Below are 17,232 nucleotides of genomic sequence, written 5' to 3'. Positions count from 1 at the left end.
TACCCGCTTTTCCTCGCTTGGAGCTGAACACATGATTTCCGTCGGAACCCGCTGGTCGAGCGGCGACGAACCGCCCACCCGCCTCCCCCAGGCCGTCATCGACGCCGTGCTCGACATCGAGGGCGACCTCGCCGAGCAGAACGTCAACACGTCGATGTGGTACTGGACCCTCACCTGGCTCGAAGGCCGTCCTGTCGTCGAGTTCGATGACGGCACCCGCATCGACTACGACCCTGACACCGACGAGGTGACCGTCTCGCAGTCCGACGAGTACAGCGACGACGACGCCTGACCCGCACCGCCCCGCGCCGCGCCGCTACCGCGTAGCTCTCGCGTAGCCCCCGAGTAGCCCCCGCGTAGTTCGTGAGACACCTGCGGCCACGTGAGACGCGCACGCCCGTCTCACTTCCACGTACGCGTCTCACGTCGGGCACCGACGAATTGACGGATGCTCGTTTATGGCACACGATGAGGCATGCCCTCTTCTCCGCCGATCGACGACCCGCTTCGGCCCGTCGATCATCGCCGCCACCGCCGCGCGGTGCTCGCGAGCGGAGCGTGGGGCTTCGGCCTGCTGAAACTCGGGTTCGACGGGATCGTGATCGCGCTCATCCCGCTCGGCGCGACGGCCGGCCTGCTGCTTCTCGGCGCTCTCTTCAACAGCGGTGCGATCGCCGTCGACGCCGAGATGGAGCAGGATTTCGCCCACTTCGGCGGCCCCGCCCTTGTGCTCCTGCCGTTATCCCTCCTCATCACGGCCACCGGCATCACGGTCGGCCAGCGCATCCTGCGCCGCGCCCGCATCCCCCGTCCCCGCGCGCTCGGCTGGTCGACGTTCGGCATCGTGACGCTGCCCTGGATCGCCTCACTCGCGCTCCTGACGTTCGCGACCCTCGGTGTCGCCAGCACCCAGACCTACCCGGCCGACGACCAGTACTGGGCAATGTGGCCGATCTTCGTCGTCGCCGCTCTCATCGACGCCACCTTCGGCGCGGTCACCGGCGCCTTCACCACGCTCTGGATGTCGCGCGCCCGCGCTGCCTGCACTCCCGCCACTCCCGCCCCTCCCGCTGCTCCCGCCCCTCCCGCTGCTCCCGCCCCTCCCGTGAGAACGACACCTGCGGTCGAAACCAACATGGAGAGGTGATGGTCTCGGGCGCACCCGTCGTTCTCGCGGCCGTCACGAGGGACGAGAGGGGCAGGGTCAGGCGCGGGCGTGCGGGCGGGGCCAGGGCGAGGCCGCGACCAGCATGATCAGGCCGCCGACGAGGAGGCCCCAGAAGGCGCTACCGATACCCACGATGACGATGCCCGAGGCGGTGACGAGGAACGTTGCAATGGCGGGGATGCGCTGTGCGGCATCCTCGAGTGCCGAGGTTACGGCTCCCACGAGGGCGCCCAGCAGCGCAAGGCCCGCAACGGCGGTGATCAGGATGGGCGGGGACGCCGAGATGAGCGCGACCGCGAAGCCGGCCCCGAGCCCGAACACGATGTAGACGAAACCCGAGGCGAAGGTCGCGATCCAACGGCGTGAGCGGTCGGGATGCGAGTCGGGGCCGGCCGTGATCGCCGCTGTGATCGCCGCGAGGTTCACGGCGTGCCCGCCGAACAGCGCACCCACGGCCGTGACGGCGCCGGATGCGACCAGAACCGGACGCGGCGGAACGGTGTAACCGAAGGTCGACATCACCACGAATCCGGGCACGTTCTGCCCGGCCATCGTCACGATGAACAGCGGCAGCCCGAGGCTGACGATCACGAACGCGTCGAACTGCGGCGGCACGAACACGAAAGCAGGCACGAGCGACGTCGACGCGGAGGAGAGCCAGCCCGAACCCGCAGAGACCCCGATGCCGACGGCAGCGACCAGCATCGCCGCCGGAACGGCCCACCGCGGCGCCAGCCGGAACAGCACCAGCCACACCACCACCACCGGGATCGCCAACGCCGGGATCTGAGTCACTGCGAGAACGGGCGCCAGGCAGATCGGGAAGAGGATACCCGCCAGCATCGCACTCGCGATCGACTTCGGGATGCGGGTGATCGCCCGGCCGAGCGCCGGCCAGAGCCCGCTCAGCACGATGAGCAAACCGCAGACGGCGAACGCACCGACCGCGGCCGAGAAGTCCTGGGTTGTCGCGCTGGCAGCGATGAGGAGGGCGGCTCCGGGGGTCGACCAAGCGAATGAGATCGGCATGCGGTAGACACGGGCGAGCACGATGCAGAGCACCGCCACCGCAAAGCACAGCGTCAGGAGACCTGAGGAGGCTTGGGCATCCGAGGCCCCGACAGCATGCAGACCCGCGATGACGAGCGCAAACGAGCTGGCGAACCCCGTGATGCCCGCAACGATGCCGGCCGCAACCGGCTGGATCACTCCGGCACGCGCAGCCCGCGGGTCAGTGTTGCCCAGCTGCTTTACGCAGACTTCTCGACGCGGCGCGCAGCCGCACGCGGCACGATCGTCGGAGCGGCATTCGACACGACGGCCTCGCGCGTGATGATCACCTTCGCGACCTCGTCGGTCGAGGGCACTTCGAACATGACCGGGCCGAGCACTTCTTCCATGATCGCGCGGAGGCCGCGGGCACCGGTCTTGCGGAGCACCGCCAGGTCCGCGATCGCCTCGAGAGCGTCTTTCTCGAAGTCGAGCTCCACACCATCGATCTCGAACATGCGCTGGTACTGGCGAACGAGGGCGTTGCGGGGAACGGTCAGGATCTGCATCAGCGCGACCTGGTCGAGCGGCGTCACGGTGGTCACGACGGGAAGCCGGCCGATGAACTCGGGGATCAGCCCAAACTTATGCAGGTCTTCGGGCAGAACCTCACTGAAGAGGTTGATGTCGTCGCGCTTGGAGTGCAGGGGCGCGTTGAAACCGATGCCGCGCTTGCCGCTGCGCTCGGCCACGATCTCCTCGAGACCCGCAAAGGCCCCGGCCACGATGAACAGCACGTTCGTCGTATCGATCTGGATGAACTCCTGGTGCGGATGCTTTCGACCACCCTGCGGCGGAACCGAGGCGACCGTGCCCTCGAGGATCTTCAGCAGCGCCTGCTGCACGCCCTCACCGGACACATCGCGGGTGATCGAGGGGTTCTCGGCCTTCCGGGCGATCTTGTCGATCTCGTCGATGTAGATGATGCCGGTCTCGGCCTTCTTCACATCGAAGTCGGCGGCCTGCAGCAGCTTCAGCAGGATGTTCTCCACGTCTTCACCGACATAGCCCGCTTCGGTGAGGGCCGTGGCATCCGCGACGGCGAACGGCACGTTGAGCTGCTTCGCGAGCGTCTGCGCCAGATAGGTCTTGCCGCAGCCGGTCGGGCCGATCAGCAGGATGTTGCTCTTCGCGAGTTCGACCTCGTTGGCGACGGCATCGGCCGACGTGAGGGTGTTCTTCGAACGCACCCGCTTGTAGTGGTTGTAGACGGCGACAGCGAGCGACTTCTTCGCCTGCTCCTGGCCGATGACGTACTCCTCGAGGAACGCGAAGATCTCTTTCGGCTTCGGCAATTCGAACTCGCTGGAGGCCTCTTCACCCGTCTCGGACAGGCGCTCTTCGATGATCTCGTTGCACAGCTCGACGCACTCGTCGCAGATGTACACGCCCGGCCCCGCGATGAGCTGCTGGACCTGCTTCTGGCTCTTGCCACAGAACGAACACTTGAGCAAGTCGGCGCTCTCCCCGATGCGTGCCATGTTCATCCTCCTCGTATGACCTGGATAGAGCCTAACCTGTGGCACTGACACCGCTGGCCATTGAGACAGCGAAAGGCACCCGGTCTTCGGAGGCCGGGTGCCTTTCGGTGGGTCTGCGCTTCTTTATTTGACGAGCGCGGGCAGGTTCTTGCGCGACGTCAGCACCTGGTCGATTATGCCGTACTCGACGGCGTCGGCGGCGCTCAGGATGTTGTCGCGGTCGATGTCCTTGTTCACCTGCTCGGGCGTGCGGTTCGAGTGCGACGAGAGGGTCGACTCGAGCCAGGTGCGCATGCGGAGGATCTCCCGTGCCTGGATCTCGATGTCCGACGCTTGGCCACCCCCTTGGCCACCGGCGGAGGGCTGGTGGATGAGGATGCGCGCGTTCGGCAGAGCGAGGCGCTTGCCCGGGGTGCCGGCGGCGAGGATGACCGCAGCAGCCGAGGCCGCCTGGCCGAGGCACACCGTCTGGATGTTCGGCTTGACGTACTGCATGGTGTCGTAGATCGCCGTCATCGCAGTGAACGAGCCACCGGGCGAGTTGATGTACATCTCGATGTCGCGGTCGGGATCCTGGCTCTCGAGCACGAGGAGCTGCGCCATCACATCGTCGGCCGAGGCGTCGTCGATCTGCACGCCGAGGAAGATGATGCGGTCTTCGAACAGCTTGGCGTACGGATCCTGGCGCTTGTAGCCGTAAGCCGTGCGCTCTTCGAAGGTCGGCAGGATGTAGCGGTCGGACGGGCTCGTACCGTTGCCGTAGGGCGAAGAAGTCGGCATTCCGCCGAACATGGGGGTTTGCATAAGTGTCTCTGTTCTTGGGTTGAGCGTTGCGACTAGTTGGATGCGGAGGGGACGGCGTCTTCGACCTCGGTGCCGCCGCCACCGGCGACGTCGGAGGAGAATTCGCGCACGTAGTCGACGAAGCCGTACTCGAGCGCTTCCTGGGCCGTGAACCAGTTGTCGCGGTCACCGTCGATCATGACCTGCTCCGGCGTCTTGCCGGTCTGCTCGGCCGTGAGCTCCGCCATGCGCTTCTTCATGTCGAGGATGAGAAGGGCCTGGGTCTGGATGTCGGCGGACGTGCCGCCGAACCCGCCGGAGGGCTGGTGGAGGAGAACCCGGGCGTTCGGCGTGATGTACCGCTTGCCCTTGGTGCCGGAGGAGAGCAGGAACTGCCCCATCGAGGCGGCCATGCCGATGCCGACCGTGACGATATCGTTCGGCACGAACTTCATCGTGTCGTAGATCGCCATGCCCGCGGTGATGGATCCGCCGGGCGAATTGATGTAGAGGTAGATGTCTCGCTGGGGGTCTTCCGCTGCCAGAAGCAGGATCTTGGCGCAGATCTCGTTGGCCATGTCGTCACGGACTTCAGTGCCGAGCCAGATGATCCGGTCTTTCAGAAGACGTTCGAAAACGCTGTTTGGCATCGCCATATCGGCCATGTGTGTCGCTCCAATTCACTTGCGGTACTTCGAATGTAGTGGAGCGTCTCCCCCGCACAGCCCGTGTTCGCTGGGGGCAGACTCGGGGCACGAAAAAGGGCCCCACGGATGATCGTGGGGCCCTTGTCGAAGAGGTGACTAGTGCGAGTGACCCTCGTGGTCACCGTGGTCGTGGCCCTCGTGGTCGTCGCCTGCACCATCGACGGCGACGAACGGCTCATCGGCCCCACGCGCGATCGTGGTGAACTCGGACACGTCGACCGTCTTGCCGTTGCTGTCGGTGACGACAGCCTTGTCGAGAACGATGGCGAGCGCCTTGTTGCGGGCGACCTCGCCGACCATCGACGGGATCTGGCCGTTCTGGTCGAGGACCTGGACGAATTCGGCCGGCTCCATGCCGTACTGGGCGGCGCTCTGAACGAGGTACTGGGTCAGTTCGTCCTGGCTGACCTTGACCTCTTCCTTCTCGGCGATGATGTCGAGGAGGATCTGGGTCTTGAAGGTCGCAGTGCTGGATTCGGTGACCTCGGCGCGGTGCTCGTCGTCTTCGAGGCGGCTCTCGTTCTCGAGGTGACGGTGCACCTCGTCTTCGATCAGCTTCGGGGGAACCGGCACCTCGACGAGGGCGAGCAGCGCATCGAGCGTCTTCGTGCGGGCATCCGTCACCTGGCTGAACGCCTTCTGACGCTCGACCTGGGTCTTGAGGTCGGCCTTCAGCTCGTCGATCGTGTCGAACTCGCTCGAGATCTGGGCGAAGTCGTCGTCGGCCTCGGGAAGCTCGCGCTCCTTGACCGAGTTGATGGTCACCGTGACGAGAGCGTCTTTTCCGGCGAACTCGCCGCCGAGCAGGGGCGCCTCGAACGAAGTGGTCTCACCGGCGGTCAACGAGTCGATGACACCGTCGAGACCCTCGAGGAGCTCACCCGAACCGACCTCGTAGCTGATGCCGGTGGCGTTGTCGACCTCGGCGTCGTCGATTGTGGCGATCAGGTCGAGCTGGGCGAAGTCACCCGTCTTGATGGGGCGGTCGACGGTGATCAGGGTGCCGAAGCGGCTGCGGAGCTTCTCGAGCTCGGAGTCGATCTCCTCGTCGCTGACCTCGATCGGGTCGACCGTGACGGCCAGCCCGTTGTAGTCGGGGAGGTCGAGCTCGGGGCGGACATCCACCTCGATCTTCAGCTGCAGGTCGCCGGTGAAGTCCTTGTTGCTCGGCCACTCGACGATGTCGGCCTCGGGGCGACCCAGCGGCCGCAGCTCCTTCTCGGTGATCGCGGCGCGGTAGAAGCCGTCGAGACCGTCGTTGACCGCGTGCTCGAGAACGGCGTCCTTGCCGACGCGCTGGTCGATCAGGGGCGGCGGAACCTTGCCCTTCCGGAAGCCGGGGATGTTGACCTGCTCGGCGATGTGGCTGTAGGCGTGGTCGATGCTGGGCTTCAGCTCTTCGGGCGTCACGAAAATCTCGAGCTTGACGCGCGTGGGGCTGAGCTGTTCTACCGTGGTCTTCACGTGAAAAATCTCCTGTGGATCGAAACTGTTGAACGGATGCTGCTGGTGGGTCTTGTCGGGGCGACAGGATTCGAACCTGCGACCTCTCGGTCCCAAACCGAGCGCTCTACCAAGCTGAGCTACGCCCCGGGAAATAACCTCACCGAGTCTAGTGCACCGGGGCTGACCCAAACCTGTACTACGATATTCGAGTGCCACCCGGTGCGCGGGGATGTAGCTCAATGGTAGAGCCTCAGTCTTCCAAACTGATGACGCCAGTTCGATCCTGGTCATCCCCTCCAAGCAAACAAAGGGCTCCCGGGTCACATGCCCCGTCGATCGGCCAGGATGGCACCGAAAAAGGCACCCTTCCTTCCCGGTCGCCGTCGGTTGCGGATCTTGACGCAGCCTCGCAAGACGCTTTCGGCCCAACTCATCGTGCGCGGCTAGGCCACGCAAATAGCAAAGGCGGGTCCGCAACATCGCCGTTGCGGACCCGCCTCTGCTATTCCGTGAGTCTTCTAAAAGCCCACTGCAGAACGGAGCCTTCGAAGTGCGCGGCGCGTACGCTCGTCGCGCACAGCCGCTCGCGCTTCACGCCTCACTTGAGCGACAACTTTCGGATCACGAAGGTTCTTCAGCTGGGCTTTGCGGGGCTTTACCTTCATCGGTGTCAAAGTCAATTTAGCTCCCATCTCTTTTCCCGAGTTTAGAACTTGATCCTGAGGAAACGCCACAGCCCGCGTAGTGATTCACCGTCGGGACAATGCAAATGCCGTCGCCAGCAAGTTGGCGAAGAACTCGACCACTGGCTTGTCGTTTTGGTCGAGACTGCCAACGATCGGACAATCGATCGAAACCATACCGAAAGCAGTGGTACCCGTGATGATCGGACTCGATATAAAGGTCAGGTACTTCTTCCCAGCACTCTGAACGCCGGGGCGCGTGCTGCGTCGGATGTCTGGTTCGAAGACCGTCTCTCCGTCCGCTATAACTTTGAAGATACTTGCTCCGCGACTCCTGGGGACATCGGTTAGGGCGGCTGGCCTGTCTGGTCTTCCAAAAAAGTTCAGGGCAGTAAGCCGACGATATCCGGCCGGGTCGTTTTCGATTGCGTAGACGATTACGCGCGGTTGCTTGGCGTCAGGGAGAACGAGAGGAATGGCAGCGCACACGTTCGAGACCACCTTGACGAGGGATTGCCCGCGCTGAAGCTTATTCATCGAAGCCATCTTGGCTAGCTCGTCGACGATCGGTGAAGCAGCGTCGCCCAATAGAAGGCGTATTTGAGAAGCTTCGGTCCGCTCGGCGTTTCGCGCCTGACGCCGCCACACTTCGACAAATCCGGCAAAAGCAAGCGTCAGGCCGGTGAAAAGAACACCGAGATGCTGTGCGCCCTCGTCGATCTGGGGTGGATCGCCGACGATTGACCAGAAGTAGGCTGCAAAAACGGCGCTGACGCCTCCCAGCAGCGACGGTACCCACGACAGATGATCGACAGACCAAACGAGAACAAGATAGATGATCTGCATCGGAGACCTCGGCCCAACCGGCGCAATCCCCCATGGCTGTTGATGTCTGTTTCCCCGTCCTGGCACGAGATGAGACCCTACCCCACCCTCCGCGTGGGAATTGACCCATTTGCTACACCGGCGATTTGGAATGGCAGCTGCGCCACCTAGTCAGCTTTAGCTTCCTGCAAAGAAGGCTCCGAGACGGTCACTCGTCGCACGCTTCGTGTCCTCCATGGGGTGCACGTAGGTGTCATACGTGAACGATGTCTTGGAGTGGCCGAGGATGCTCGAGACGACGGAGATCTCCTCCCCCATGTCGATCATGATCGACGCCGCAGTGTGGCGGCCTATGTAACGCCGCTCGTGCGGCAGACCCGCGGCGTCGAGAAGCTTCCTCCAACCTCTGGTGTCGACTCCGATATCCAGAGGCCTGCCGTTCGGCTGCGTGAACACAAGCGCGGCCGGCACGTCGTCGAAAGCCCACTCGGTGTAGGTGTTCCCGAACTCGATGCGGTCGACCATCTGCTGCTCACGCGTCTCGGCGAGCATGGCCATGACGAACGGCGGAACCGGGATATCGCGCCAGCCGGAGTCCGTCTTCGCCGAGGAAATGATCTGCAGACCACTCCCCCGCACCCGCTGCAGCTGGCGCCGCACCTTCACTACGCCCCTAGTGAAGTCGACGTGCTCCCACCCGAGACCAAGCACCTCTGCGGGTCGCAGCCCGAACATGAGGCCGAGGTACCAGCGTGCCGCGTAACGGTCGGCCTTCGCCTGCGCGAGCACCGCCTTCGCGTCAGCGACACTCAGCGCCCTAGTGTCGGCCTTGGTCGCCTGCGGCGGTTCTACGAGCTGCGCGACGTTGCGTCCGACGTGCCCGCGCTGCATGGCCACGGTGAGTGAGCGGCGGATGTTCGAATGCACGTTGATGACCGCGCGAGGCGTGAGCGGCCTCTTCGTCGGCTTCTTATCGCCGGCGTGCAGCCTGGCGGTGGACAGCTTGCCGGAGAGCATGTCGTCGTACAGCCGCTCGAGGTCTTCCGGTTCGAGTTCGCTGAGCTTCAGGTGACCGATCTGAGGGACGATGTAGTGCTCGACGTTGTGCTGGTAGTTCGTGTGCACTGCCGGCTTCAGCTTCGCCGTCGACAACCAGTGCCGCATCCACTGGGCGAGCGTGTAGTCCTTCCCACGCGGCAAGGTGCCGTCGTCACGCTGACCCAGAAGGGCCCGAAGCTTCTGGGTCGCAACCTTCTTCGTCACGCCAGGGAAATAGAAATACTTCCTCTTCCCCTTCACGGTGATGTACGCCCGGTACCCGAGCCGGTACTCGTAGAGCGACCCCTCGCCCTTCACCCCATCAGCCATTCCCTGGCTCGTCCCCAATCTCACCCGATACCGGCGCGGTTGCGTCCGACGGGATCGCAGGCACGTCTCCGACAGTTTCCTCCTCATCAACGAGTCCAAGGGAATAGAGACCCTCAGTGTTATAGAGATTCATGTCGTAAAAGTCAGACCGATGTTCAGAAAAAGCTCCGACCGCACTTCGGCGCGTTTCGGGAGTGCCGAAATCAAATAGCAGCTTGAGATGTGATTGATGCTTTAGACGGGGCATCGTAAGAGATGGTCCCGCCCAGGGTTTTCTCTTCACATTCGCATTGGGGATTGGCACTTCTCGCGAGTACTCCTCAACAACATCACCAATGTGATTGACACGGTTCCAAACAGAATCTGGCAGATTCAGATGCGGCTTCTTCTCTACAACATTGTCGAAGAATGCAATTGTTTGAAGCAAATCCTGATACTCGATCTCAACGGCGGCATGATCCGCCTTTTCGGGCGAATCAACATCAAGATCACTGAGAACGATGTTGACTGATTTTTCACCCAGCTCCAGCCGCCAGTGCGTACCGTGCTTTTCCCACTTATCGCCCCTTGCTACAGATTCAGCCACTGCAGCGACATCCGCCTCGGCCGCCTCTGCGCCGTGCAAGGAATCCATAAGCCTCCCGAGACCCCAAAAGGTATCAGGAGGGTTACGAAAGTACTCGGACTGCAAGACCTGAACCATCGAGACATACTCGACCGACGTCACTCCTCCATAAGGACGAGCCATGCCCTCAACATCGATTGGACTCCACGGGTTCTCAAAATCCACCATCAATGCAAGCGGCGAAATGTCCAGAGCGCTTGCGATGAGCATCACCTCGGAGTAGGAGGGGTCTTTTTTTCGTCCAACTTCGATATTGACGACCGTGGACCGGGTGATGGCGGAGCTTGGAATTGCGTCCGCTAATGCCTGAGGGGTCCGGAAACCCGCCATTTTTCGGTAAAACGCCAGCCGCGTGCCGATGGGAGTCCTCGAATATTCGATTGCCATATTGCAAATATACAGGAGGCTTGCGCGCAAATTGAGAATCGGGTAGATTCATTGCAGGGATTCTCATATCGAAAGAATCAGATCTCAAAGTTTGCAATATGAAAACTCCCGATCCGGCAGGTGCTGTAACACCGTGAGCCGGATCGGAAGTCAGACCGAAACCCAACCGCTAAGTCAAGGAAACGATCGTGCCCCAGATTACCCAACCCACGGCTGAAGTCGCGACGATCCCATTCCACGGATCAGACATCCTCGCTGTCCACATCGACGGCAAGCCAAACGTGTTGCTGAAGCCGTTCATCGAATCACTCGGCATTGCGTACCAGCCCCAGCACCGCAAGCTGATGAACAAGTCGTGGGCCTCCGTCACCACCACGGTGATGCAGGTCCCCGGAGATGGCCAGCGTCGCGAGCACACCATCGTCGACGTCCGTACCGCGCTGATGCTCCTCGCGACGATCGACGAAAGTCGCGTGTCCGAACAGCGTCGACCCCTCCTGATCGCGTACCAATCCGAAGTGGCCGACGTCATTGAGGCCTACTTCAGCCAGGGCGGCGCTATCAACCCGAACGCCACCATCGACCAACTCGATGTCCTCGCACGACGGGCTCAGGCCCAGGCCGGCGTGCTCGCCGCGTTGAAGGGAATCGTCGATGACGCCTACCTCGAGGTGCAGGGCCGGTTCGTCATCGGCCAGGCCCTCGGCATCGAACCGGAACTCGACACTGCGACAATCCCGCAGGATGTCGAGTCGTATCTTCGAGACACCGGCATCGGGGGCGTCGAACGTTCTCGGGTGCGGAGCCAGTTCGGCAAGCGCCTGAAGGGCGCATACGTCGCGAAGCACGGCCGCGAGCCTCTCAAGGTGCCGCGTACCATCAACGGCGTCGTCACCGAGGTGAACGGATACACCCGCCAGGATCTCGCGCTCTTCGATCAGATTTTCGACGCAATGGGTCTGGTGCGCTCATGACCGCCGCGAGTGTTGCGGAGGCCGTCCGTCTGCACACCATCCCGAGCGTCGCTGATCATCTCGGGACAAGCGTCGACACCGTCTACAGGCTGATCCACGACGGCGCGATTCGAACAGTCGACATCGGCCGGGACGGACGATCCCGGTTCCGAGTACGGGCTGATCACCTTCAGGAATTCATCGACGCACGCACTGGTCGATGAACTGGCTGCTCGCGATCACCGCCGTGGTGGTCGCTGGCTTCACCGTCCCCACGACGCTCGTCGTCGTCATCGCAGTGGCCGCCTTCGGGCTGGCCGTAGCGCGCAGAGAACTTCTTCGCCGCACCCGCGGTGGAGACGAAAAAAGCCCGGTGATCTCACCCACCGGGCCAACCAACTCCATCCGAAGTAACAACACAACGAAAGAGTCGAAATGAACACCTCGATCATCTCACAGCTCGCCCAGATCCCCGAGTCCGCATTCAGGTTCGTTGATGAGACCTGCAGTCGTGACGACGTGCTGCGCATCATCGCCGCGAAACCGGACTGGGCGTCTCTGACCACTTCAGCCGTCGCCGCCGGAGAAGACAACGGGCTCGTATTCACCACCTGGCTTTCCGAGCAACTCGACATGCACGCCGACGTCTCGCTGGGATGCGAGGCGACCTACAACCCGGGCACCGGGGAGATCGTCACCGGCCCGACGACGATCCAGGCCTGGGGCGGTGGCGACAGGTGGCAGTTCGACTCCCCGCAGGATCTCGACCGGATGAGCAACTCGTTTACGAAAGCCGCGCAGCATGCCCGTGACATCCTCGCGGGCCGGACTCCCGCTCTGACGAGAGAGGCCGAACGGCAGCACAGAGATGAGGTGGACGCCGCGTTCGGAAAGGCGCAGTCTGCGGATTGCGACTTCCGCCAGTTCGGTTGCGACGGCGCTGATCACAGCCCGTTCGACCCTGAAGAACTATGGATTCACGTCGTCGAGAGGCGAGTGTTCGGAGAGGAAGACCCATTCGGGGAGGTCTCTGTCGAGATCCTCTACCTCTCCACCAACGGCAGCTTCGTGGCTGCGGTAAGCACTACCACGCAGGGCGAGTTCACCAGCAATGAGCTCCGATTCCACCTGGACAGCGTCCCTGTCTACGCGAAGTTCCTGCGCGAGGTCGCCGAGCGCGTCGACACCCTCAATGCAGCCCTGCCGACCATTGAGGTCGCCCAGTGACCGCCGCATCCACCCTCGACCATGTCGTCACCGCGAACGTGACCACTGAGATGAAAAGCCGCGAGATGTGTATCAACGATCTCGCAGCCGTCGTCGGCAAGAGCGCGAAGAGGGTCACCGCCTATCTTGAGGGGCGAAAGAGCTGGCCGTTCTCCCACCTGGTCAGCCTCGCTGAAGCTTTTGGAGTCAACGTCTCGGATCTGCTGCGCGACGAAGTCGGTGTTGCGCGATGACCGAGATGACGCGAACCGAGCGTAGCGACCTCGCCGGCCTGACTCGGAAGCGGGCGACCGTGGCGAAAAACCAAGCCCGGCAGCGTGCTGCAGAACTCACGGCGGAAACCGAGGAACAATTGTCCCGGGTGTTCGCGGCTGAGGACGAGCGGTGGCAGTCCGCGATCGCGAAGGCGAAGATCGCGCTGGACTCCGCGAACAACAAGATCCGTGAAGCGCTTGGCGCGGAGGGTGTTCCCGACAACCTGATGCCCTCACTGACTCTCGGCTGGCGGGGTCGCGGTGAGAGCCTCGATCCTCAACGCCGTGGTGAGCTGCGCACTCTCGCTCGGGCACGCATTGACGCCCACCTGAAGACCGCACTGGCGACGATCGAGAAGTCATCGGTTGACGTTCAGACGCAGCTGCTCGCCGCCGGCCTCACCACGGGCGCGGCGCAAGCGTTCCTGACCGCCATGCCCACCCCCGAAGAACTCCTGCCCGCCGTGTCGGTCGACGAACTGGCCGTCGAACGGGACCGCGAAGCAAACCTGAGGAGCATCCAGTGAAGACCAAGACCGTCAGGCACACCTGCTCACGGTGCGGACGTACGGGCCGGGATCGGGGCAACTGGAATTTCGAGATGCACCAGGGCGTCCCGGTCGCGATCATCTGCCCGGCCTGTCAGACGGCGGAAGAGAACGCGGAAGCCGAAATCAACGAGGCGACCCTCGACTACATTGGCACGGACGCGTTTGGCCGAGCAGTGGCAACGAGCAAGGCATGAGCGGCGACCAACTCTTCATTCAGTCCGCGCTCGGTCCTCTCATGTCAGCGGACGCTATGTCGCTGCTCTGCGACGTCACCGATGCCGAATACCGCGCGGAGCTCGACATGCAGCGTCTCGTCGCTGGCGGCGCCCAGGACCTCTCCATGGCGATCCCGCCCGAGTGGTTGAGGACCGCCCGCCGGAACTACGCCGAGGCGTCCGCCGCGATAAAGAGCAGCGACCTGCAGAAGGTCGTCGCCCACCTGAAACAGAAGCGCGACGGCGGCGCAGCGTTCCGTCGAGAAAGCGAGTGAACGCCGTGCAGATTACCATCAACCCGAACCCGCCCCTCGATGTCGTTATCGCCGAACTGCTGGCGGCGACAGAACCGGTGAATCGGCCGAGCATCGAGTCGATCCTCACCGGGTCCGCCGTACCGGAGTACGACTACCAGAGGCTGGCGAACCTGGGTCTGACGAGCCCGCTGTTGGGTCGACAGGTCCGCAGCATTATCCAGATGGCCCAACACCTCATAGACGGTGACGTATCGCCTGAAGGGATCGCTCCGAGCCTCGTCGCGATCGGCCAGATCATCGCCGCAGAGATGACCGCACCGTCGTTGCTGGAAGCATCTGCGCGGTGAGCTACACAGCAACTAAGTGGGCTTACGACCTCCCACTGACCGGGTCGGCCAAGGGGATTCTCGTCGCCTTGGCCGACATGGCCGACGAGGCGAACTCCTGCTATCCGGGGCAGGAGAAACTGGCAGCGATGACTGGTCGCTCGGTGAAGACTATCGAGCGGGCACTGAAGTACCTCGAGGCTGCGAAGCTGCTTGTTCGGGTACACCGTCACGGAGCGCAGGGCTGGCGGACGAGTGACCGTTACGAGCTGCAGGTGGATGTTCTCACCGTCGACCTACCCGACAAAACGCCTACCAGTCAAACTGCCCACAAGGCAGAACGCCTACAAGGCAACCTGTCCGGCCTACCCGACAACCTGTCCTCGCCTACCCGACAAGGTGACGGGGCAGAAGAGAACCACCAGTATGAATCACCAGAAGAATCACTAGTCTCTTCGTCGGAGACCCACGTCACCGACATCGTGAGAACCGACGTTGAAGAGCTTTGCTCGTTGCTCCGTGACTCGATTCTGAGCAACGGTGTCCGAAAGAACCAAGCGGTCATCACCGATACTTGGCGGAACTCGGCCCGGCTCCTGCTCGACAGGGACGGGGTGCCGCTGGCCGACGCGAGGCGCGTGCTGTTGTGGTCGCAGAGCAATGACTTCTGGTCGAAGAACATCTTGTCGATGCCGAAGTTCCGGGAGAAGTTCGATCAGCTCGCCATGAAGTCGAAGGGCGCGTCTGGTTCGAGCACCCTCGAACGGAACCTCACCCGGCTCGCCGCGATGAGAGCCCAGGAGGAGGCATCGTGAACGCCGGGGACGTGATGGAACTCCTGACGGTTGCGGCGATCGTGAACGACCGTGAGGTGCCTGACGCTCTGGTGCAGGCGTGGCTTCCGATCGTCGGGAAGTACACCCGCCAGCAGGGTTTGGATGCGCTGCGGTCGCACATGACGGAGAGCCCGTTCTTTCCGAAGCCGTCCGACATCGTCCACCAGGTTCGGGTGGCGGTTCAGCACCGTCGGGAGGTCGAAGGCCTTCACCCCGCTCCCCCAGCAGGCACTCGTTGGGCAGCAGACGTTATCGAGAACGATCCGAGATTGAAGGAGGTCGGACAGTGACCATGACAGACACCATCGCCTCCCGCGAAAGCCTGCTGGCGGAAGTGGAGCACCTTCGAGAGCAGAACCGCGAGCTCGTCGCGCAGCTGTTTGTGCTGATGTTGCTGATCGAGAGGGAAACCGATGCAGAACGCGTTTGAGCGTCTCGTGGACACGTTCCACGACCACGGCCTAAAGGTGAAGATGCTGGGCCAGTCGAAGGCTTCAGCGCAGGCCCCCGGACACTCGCAAGCGGACTTGTCGGTGTCCCTGGCGGCCTATGAGGGTGGGGTGCTTGTTCACTCCCACTCCGACCCGACCGATGACGTGCTGGCCGCGTTGAACCTCTCGAAGGCGGACCTGTTCGATGACCCGAAGGGCGCCAACTACGACTACCCAGATGGTCGTCGGGTGTCACGTTCACCTGACAAGCGTTTCTCAAAGTCGGGGAACACGAAGGGCACGGCGTTGTTCCGGGCTGACCGGCTGGCGGACGCGAAGGTCGTGTTCGTGGTCGAAGGCGAGAAGGACGTGCTGGCCCTCGAGTCTCTCGGCGTGAGCGCGACGTGCACGGCGATGGGTGCCGGGAAAGCGCACCTCTTCGACTTGTCGCCACTCCGAGGGAAGACTGTTCGGATCGTCCGGGACATGGACGAACCGGGCTTGGCGCATGCCAATCAGGTCGCTGCACTATTGGCTGGCATCGCGGATGTAAAGATCCTGGAACCGGCAGTCGGAAAGGACGCCGCGGATCATGTGGCGGCCGGTCTCGGGATCGACGATCTGAAGTCAACAGAGCCCGTCGACCCAGAGTTCGAGAAAGCCGTCGAGATGCTGCTGCAGAACGAGCGGGTGCGGGCAGAGGCACGACGTCGCGAGTCAGGTTCGGGCGCCGCGATCCTCAATCCGAAGTTGCTCGGCGAGATCCTCGATGTGACGGTCACGTACGACTGGTTGATTGAAGGGCTGCTCGAACGACACGACCGGCTGATCCTCACGGGTGGTGAGGGCGCAGGGAAAAGCTACCTTGCCCGTCAGCTCGCGATCACAGCCGCGGCAGGTATTCACCCGTTCAGGAATGAGCAGATCGAACCCCGTCGGGTGCTGGTGATCGATGCAGAGAACTCCGAACAGCAGTGGGCCCGGAACGCCCGCTACGTGACTAACTTCGCGGCCCAATATGGGTCCGGTGATCCCCGACAGAACGTGCTCGTGAGCGCGGGCGTTCGACTCGACTTCACCCGTCAGGCTGACATCGACACCGTGCACCGACTCATCGACGCTCACAGACCTGATCTCGTATACATCGGTCCTCTGTACAAGCTGGTCCCGAAGGAGATCAGTCGAGACGACGATGCGGCACCTCTCATCATCGCGCTCGACGAGATCCGCGATCGAGGCGTCGCTTTGCTGATGGAGGCGCATGCGGGCCACTCAAAAGGAATGGGCGGCGACCGTGATCTTCGACCGCGCGGATCGTCTGCGCTCATGGGGTGGCCCGAATTCGGTTTCGGCCTCCGCCCTATTGAAGACGACGACAACATGGTCGCTCTCATCCGGTGGCGGGGAGACCGCGACAAGCGCGACTGGCCAAAGCATCTGCGCCGGGGCGCCGAGGGCGAGATGCCGTGGATGCCAGGAGGTGGTCTCTGATGGGAGACGTCATTCAGGGATACGTGAACATGGGCCGGGAGTACAGGGCACCCTGGTGCTGCGTCCACTGCCGCACCCCATACATGTGCGCGGACGGCGGGTGCGAATGTCACATCCACCACGGGCAGAAACGACCATATGTCGGCTGGCGTGACTGGGCCGACGTCA

At 62.8% G+C, this 17,232-nt stretch carries 23 protein-coding genes and 2 tRNA genes; 16 read left to right on the top strand and 9 right to left on the bottom strand.

Translation table 11 applies throughout. The features are described from left to right. Positions 1-31 precede the first annotated feature (31 nt). The gene (locus B7R22_RS05575) at positions 32-292 is read left to right on the top strand and encodes a hypothetical protein (protein ID WP_253258899.1); all 261 of its coding nucleotides are present in this window, start codon (positions 32-34) and stop codon (positions 290-292) included. Between the two features lie 183 nt (positions 293-475). After that, positions 476-1,147 (top strand): hypothetical protein, encoded by a 672-nt coding sequence (locus B7R22_RS19125; protein ID WP_172582228.1) that lies wholly within the window; start codon positions 476-478, stop codon positions 1,145-1,147. Positions 1,148-1,204: 57 nt separating this feature from the next. Here the strand turns inward: B7R22_RS19125 and B7R22_RS05565 are convergent, their stop codons facing one another. The 6 genes from B7R22_RS05565 to B7R22_RS05540 all read right to left on the bottom strand — a co-directional run bounded on the left by B7R22_RS05565 (position 1,205) and on the right by B7R22_RS05540 (position 6,782). Then, positions 1,205-2,377: a benzoate/H(+) symporter BenE family transporter gene (locus tag B7R22_RS05565; protein ID WP_253258898.1), complete on the bottom strand. Its 1,173-nt coding sequence runs from the start codon at positions 2,375-2,377 to the stop codon at positions 1,205-1,207. 41 nt (positions 2,378-2,418) lie between these two features. Further along, complete coding sequence (clpX, locus tag B7R22_RS05560) at positions 2,419-3,699, bottom strand: ATP-dependent Clp protease ATP-binding subunit ClpX (RefSeq protein WP_116410852.1); 1,281 nt, start codon at positions 3,697-3,699, stop codon at positions 2,419-2,421. A 123-nt stretch (positions 3,700-3,822) separates the two neighbouring features. Continuing rightward, a complete protein-coding gene (locus tag B7R22_RS05555) occupies positions 3,823-4,503 on the bottom strand; it encodes an ATP-dependent Clp protease proteolytic subunit (protein ID WP_172582226.1) in 681 nt (226 codons plus the stop codon). 32 nt (positions 4,504-4,535) lie between these two features. Continuing rightward, positions 4,536-5,138: an ATP-dependent Clp protease proteolytic subunit gene (locus tag B7R22_RS05550; protein WP_116282443.1), complete on the bottom strand. Its 603-nt coding sequence runs from the start codon at positions 5,136-5,138 to the stop codon at positions 4,536-4,538. Positions 5,139-5,285: 147 nt separating this feature from the next. Further along, a complete protein-coding gene (gene tig / locus B7R22_RS05545; RefSeq protein WP_172582224.1) occupies positions 5,286-6,653 on the bottom strand; it encodes a trigger factor in 1,368 nt (455 codons plus the stop codon). 55 nt (positions 6,654-6,708) lie between these two features. Beyond that, positions 6,709-6,782, bottom strand: a tRNA-Pro gene (locus B7R22_RS05540). Between the two features lie 78 nt (positions 6,783-6,860). On the opposite strand from B7R22_RS05540, the gene B7R22_RS05535 reads away from it, so the two are divergent. Continuing rightward, positions 6,861-6,934, top strand: a tRNA-Gly gene (locus B7R22_RS05535). Positions 6,935-7,384: 450 nt separating this feature from the next. On the opposite strand, the gene B7R22_RS05530 is transcribed toward B7R22_RS05535, so the two are convergent. The 3 genes from B7R22_RS05530 to B7R22_RS18755 form a co-directional block, all read right to left on the bottom strand. After that, the gene (locus tag B7R22_RS05530; protein WP_116410795.1) at positions 7,385-8,164 is read right to left on the bottom strand and encodes a hypothetical protein; all 780 of its coding nucleotides are present in this window, start codon (positions 8,162-8,164) and stop codon (positions 7,385-7,387) included. A 156-nt stretch (positions 8,165-8,320) separates the two neighbouring features. Then, complete coding sequence (locus B7R22_RS05525; RefSeq protein ID WP_172582223.1) at positions 8,321-9,511, bottom strand: tyrosine-type recombinase/integrase; 1,191 nt, start codon at positions 9,509-9,511, stop codon at positions 8,321-8,323. Further along, positions 9,504-10,523: a helix-turn-helix transcriptional regulator gene (locus tag B7R22_RS18755; RefSeq protein WP_147305313.1), complete on the bottom strand. Its 1,020-nt coding sequence runs from the start codon at positions 10,521-10,523 to the stop codon at positions 9,504-9,506. Before B7R22_RS18755 ends, B7R22_RS05525 begins: the two co-directional genes overlap by 8 nt. A 188-nt stretch (positions 10,524-10,711) precedes the next feature. Here B7R22_RS18755 and B7R22_RS05520 point away from each other — a divergent pair, with 188 nt between their 5' ends. From B7R22_RS05520 to B7R22_RS05465, 13 genes are read left to right on the top strand one after another with little or no spacing between them, the layout of a single operon-like run. Then, positions 10,712-11,497, top strand: coding sequence for a phage antirepressor N-terminal domain-containing protein (locus B7R22_RS05520; protein ID WP_172582222.1), 786 nt, complete (start codon positions 10,712-10,714; stop codon positions 11,495-11,497). Further along, positions 11,494-11,700: a helix-turn-helix domain-containing protein gene (locus B7R22_RS20185; protein ID WP_116282438.1), complete on the top strand. Its 207-nt coding sequence runs from the start codon at positions 11,494-11,496 to the stop codon at positions 11,698-11,700. Before B7R22_RS05520 ends, B7R22_RS20185 begins: the two co-directional genes overlap by 4 nt. Beyond that, on the top strand, positions 11,697-11,915 hold the full coding sequence (locus tag B7R22_RS05510) for a hypothetical protein (protein WP_116410792.1): 219 nt from the start codon (positions 11,697-11,699) through the stop codon (positions 11,913-11,915). The genes B7R22_RS20185 and B7R22_RS05510 overlap by 4 nt, the downstream gene beginning before the upstream one ends. Continuing rightward, positions 11,912-12,703: a hypothetical protein gene (locus B7R22_RS05505; RefSeq protein ID WP_116410791.1), complete on the top strand. Its 792-nt coding sequence runs from the start codon at positions 11,912-11,914 to the stop codon at positions 12,701-12,703. The genes B7R22_RS05510 and B7R22_RS05505 overlap by 4 nt, the downstream gene beginning before the upstream one ends. Next, on the top strand, positions 12,700-12,936 hold the full coding sequence (locus tag B7R22_RS05500; RefSeq protein ID WP_116410790.1) for a helix-turn-helix domain-containing protein: 237 nt from the start codon (positions 12,700-12,702) through the stop codon (positions 12,934-12,936). Before B7R22_RS05505 ends, B7R22_RS05500 begins: the two co-directional genes overlap by 4 nt. A gap of 59 nt (positions 12,937-12,995) precedes the next feature. Continuing rightward, positions 12,996-13,484 (top strand): hypothetical protein, encoded by a 489-nt coding sequence (locus B7R22_RS05495; protein WP_147305312.1) that lies wholly within the window; start codon positions 12,996-12,998, stop codon positions 13,482-13,484. Beyond that, positions 13,481-13,702: a hypothetical protein gene (locus B7R22_RS05490; RefSeq protein WP_116410788.1), complete on the top strand. Its 222-nt coding sequence runs from the start codon at positions 13,481-13,483 to the stop codon at positions 13,700-13,702. Before B7R22_RS05495 ends, B7R22_RS05490 begins: the two co-directional genes overlap by 4 nt. Then, a complete protein-coding gene (locus B7R22_RS05485) occupies positions 13,699-13,998 on the top strand; it encodes a hypothetical protein (RefSeq protein WP_116410787.1) in 300 nt (99 codons plus the stop codon). Before B7R22_RS05490 ends, B7R22_RS05485 begins: the two co-directional genes overlap by 4 nt. A 5-nt stretch (positions 13,999-14,003) precedes the next feature. After that, positions 14,004-14,327 (top strand): hypothetical protein, encoded by a 324-nt coding sequence (locus B7R22_RS05480; protein ID WP_147305311.1) that lies wholly within the window; start codon positions 14,004-14,006, stop codon positions 14,325-14,327. Further along, entirely contained in the window at positions 14,324-15,121 is a 798-nt protein-coding gene (locus B7R22_RS05475) for a helix-turn-helix domain-containing protein (RefSeq protein WP_116410785.1), read from the top strand. The genes B7R22_RS05480 and B7R22_RS05475 overlap by 4 nt, the downstream gene beginning before the upstream one ends. After that, on the top strand, positions 15,118-15,432 hold the full coding sequence (locus B7R22_RS05470; protein ID WP_116282429.1) for a hypothetical protein: 315 nt from the start codon (positions 15,118-15,120) through the stop codon (positions 15,430-15,432). Before B7R22_RS05475 ends, B7R22_RS05470 begins: the two co-directional genes overlap by 4 nt. After that, positions 15,429-15,572: a hypothetical protein gene (locus tag B7R22_RS19120; protein ID WP_172582221.1), complete on the top strand. Its 144-nt coding sequence runs from the start codon at positions 15,429-15,431 to the stop codon at positions 15,570-15,572. Before B7R22_RS05470 ends, B7R22_RS19120 begins: the two co-directional genes overlap by 4 nt. Further along, positions 15,556-17,064, top strand: coding sequence for an AAA family ATPase (locus B7R22_RS05465; protein ID WP_116410784.1), 1,509 nt, complete (start codon positions 15,556-15,558; stop codon positions 17,062-17,064). The genes B7R22_RS19120 and B7R22_RS05465 overlap by 17 nt, the downstream gene beginning before the upstream one ends. The last annotated feature ends 168 nt before the right edge of the window (positions 17,065-17,232 follow it).

It is taken from the genome of Subtercola boreus (assembly GCF_003399635.1).
GTDB classification, from domain to species: domain Bacteria; phylum Actinomycetota; class Actinomycetes; order Actinomycetales; family Microbacteriaceae; genus Subtercola; species Subtercola boreus_B.
Note: the sequence above shows the minus strand (reverse complement) of the source record. Positions and strands in the feature narration are given on the sequence as shown.

What these genes read in the sequence shown, in the direction of transcription:
- B7R22_RS05575 (WP_253258899.1), top strand. Translation starts at nt 32, where the DNA reads ATGATTTCCGTCGGAACCCGCTGGTCGAGCGGCGACGAACCGCCCACC.
- B7R22_RS19125 (WP_172582228.1), top strand. Translation starts at nt 476, where the DNA reads ATGCCCTCTTCTCCGCCGATCGACGACCCGCTTCGGCCCGTCGATCAT.
- clpX (WP_116410852.1), bottom strand. Translation starts at nt 3,699, where the DNA reads ATGGCACGCATCGGGGAGAGCGCCGACTTGCTCAAGTGTTCGTTCTGT.
- B7R22_RS05555 (WP_172582226.1), bottom strand. Translation starts at nt 4,503, where the DNA reads ATGCAAACCCCCATGTTCGGCGGAATGCCGACTTCTTCGCCCTACGGC.
- B7R22_RS05550 (WP_116282443.1), bottom strand. Translation starts at nt 5,138, where the DNA reads ATGGCGATGCCAAACAGCGTTTTCGAACGTCTTCTGAAAGACCGGATC.
- B7R22_RS05530 (WP_116410795.1), bottom strand. Translation starts at nt 8,164, where the DNA reads ATGCAGATCATCTATCTTGTTCTCGTTTGGTCTGTCGATCATCTGTCG.
- B7R22_RS05525 (WP_172582223.1), bottom strand. Translation starts at nt 9,511, where the DNA reads ATGGCTGATGGGGTGAAGGGCGAGGGGTCGCTCTACGAGTACCGGCTC.
- B7R22_RS18755 (WP_147305313.1), bottom strand. Translation starts at nt 10,523, where the DNA reads ATGGCAATCGAATATTCGAGGACTCCCATCGGCACGCGGCTGGCGTTT.
- B7R22_RS20185 (WP_116282438.1), top strand. Translation starts at nt 11,494, where the DNA reads ATGACCGCCGCGAGTGTTGCGGAGGCCGTCCGTCTGCACACCATCCCG.
- B7R22_RS05510 (WP_116410792.1), top strand. Translation starts at nt 11,697, where the DNA reads ATGAACTGGCTGCTCGCGATCACCGCCGTGGTGGTCGCTGGCTTCACC.
- B7R22_RS05505 (WP_116410791.1), top strand. Translation starts at nt 11,912, where the DNA reads ATGAACACCTCGATCATCTCACAGCTCGCCCAGATCCCCGAGTCCGCA.
- B7R22_RS05485 (WP_116410787.1), top strand. Translation starts at nt 13,699, where the DNA reads ATGAGCGGCGACCAACTCTTCATTCAGTCCGCGCTCGGTCCTCTCATG.
- B7R22_RS05465 (WP_116410784.1), top strand. Translation starts at nt 15,556, where the DNA reads ATGCAGAACGCGTTTGAGCGTCTCGTGGACACGTTCCACGACCACGGC.